Raw genomic sequence first — 1,554 nt, forward strand, 5'->3', positions numbered from 1 at the left:
CTCCCGGTTGTAGTAATCCATATAGTCATCTATCTGCTTCATCAATTCATCTACCGTCAATTCACCTGCATTATAGAAACACTCCGTCTTCAACACCGCAAAGAAGCTTTCCATCGGCGCATTGTCCCAACAGTTCGCCTTTCGCGACATGCTTTGAACCATGGAATGCTCCGCAAGCAATTCCCTATATCCCGCCGTACGGTACAGCACACCTTGGTCCGAATGAAGCATCGTTCCTTCGCCAGTCAGCCGGGGTGCGGCTTTTTCGAGCATTTCCTTTACCATTTCGCTGTCGGCTCTGCGGCTCATGGCGTAGGCGACGATTTCGCGGTTGAACAAGTCCAAGATTGGCGAGAGGTACAGTTTGCCGTCCTTCCCTTTGAGTTCGGTAACGTCGGTCAGCCATTTTTCGTTGGGCTTTCGGGCTTTGAACCGGCGTTTGAGGAGGTGTTCCGATATCTCGCCCATGGCGGGATGGCGGTAGGCTTTTTTCGCCCGTATGAGGGCTTTCAGCCCCATCTGTTTCATCAGCCGCGCCACTTTTTTGCGGTTCCAATCTAATGCGGCGGCAATGCGCCTTTGTCCGTAGCGTCCTTTATGCCGCCGGTAGGTTTCGACAAGGAGGGCTTTGTCGGCTGCGTCGGGATCGGGTCGGTCTTGGTGGTGGTAGTAGAAGCTGCTTTTGGGCAGGTTTGCGATGTGCAGCAGGTATTTGAGCGGGTGTTGCGCCCTCAGTGTTTGGACGGTTTGGCTTTGTCCTTTTCGGTCTGTTTTTGGCTGAGGGCTTTTAACTCCTTTAGGTAGGCGACCTTTGCGCGCATATAGCACAACTCTTCGATAAGCTCTGCCTGTGTTTTTTCGTGGTCGGGTTTATCTGCGATGAAGGGGTTTTTGCGGTGTTGGGGCATGGTTTTGGATTGGGGATGTTCGAGTGCGCCGATACCGCCTTCTTGATAGGCGCGTATCCATCGTCTCAGGTGGGTTCGGGAAATGCCGTAGTGGTCTGCGGTACGTTGTTGGCTGCGTATATGCAGGTAGTGGAGTACGGCTTGGTATTTGAAGTGTAATGTATATTTGCTCATAAAAAAACTGCACCTTGTGAGTTGGAGGGGATGTCCAACTTTTGGGGTGCAGTTCAGTTTTCAGACGACCTTTGCTTTGCCTTCAAACAAGCTTTAGAGCGGGATTACCATTGGTAGCCGACACCTGCGGTCGCGCCGTAGTGGCCGCGTGAGTTGCCGGTAGCGGTACCTTTGATGACCCAGTTGCCACCGTCGGAGATGCTGGAGAAGCCGACTGCGTAACCGCTTTCACCGCGGTAAACGCCGCCTGCAACCGCCATCATGCTCTTACCCGGCAGGTAGGCTTGCGGCAGACCAGCCACCGCCATGGCTGCTGCGGTACCGGCTTTAGAGTCGCTTTCAACATTGTCGATACGTTGGTTGATTTGGTCGCCCATGTTCACCACGTAATTGCCGATGTTGGTCACGCTTTGGTTAATCGCCTGGTTGGTGTAATACAACTGGCTGCCGTTGATCGCATCGGTAGAATCCG

At 53.3% G+C, this 1,554-nt stretch carries 3 protein-coding genes; all 3 read right to left on the minus strand.

The genetic code is table 11. The features are described from left to right. The coding region (locus HMPREF1028_RS14995) for an IS3 family transposase (protein WP_036529845.1) at positions 1–828 on the minus strand (828 nt) is incomplete at its 3' end. Continuing rightward, on the minus strand, positions 732–1,082 hold the full coding sequence (locus HMPREF1028_RS12795) for a helix-turn-helix domain-containing protein (RefSeq protein ID WP_009311899.1): 351 nt from the start codon (positions 1,080–1,082) through the stop codon (positions 732–734). The genes HMPREF1028_RS14995 and HMPREF1028_RS12795, both read right to left, overlap by 97 nt. Before the next feature lie 104 nt (positions 1,083–1,186). After that, positions 1,187–1,554 (minus strand): YadA-like family protein (locus HMPREF1028_RS12800; protein WP_009313188.1); only part of this gene is annotated, 368 nt, incomplete at its 5' end.

The organism is Neisseria sp. GT4A_CT1 (assembly GCF_000227275.1).
Taxonomy (GTDB): domain Bacteria; phylum Pseudomonadota; class Gammaproteobacteria; order Burkholderiales; family Neisseriaceae; genus Neisseria.

Coding starts and splice junctions, on each gene's coding strand:
- HMPREF1028_RS12795 (WP_009311899.1), bottom strand. CDS start 1,082: ATGAGCAAATATACATTACACTTCAAATACCAAGCCGTACTCCACTAC.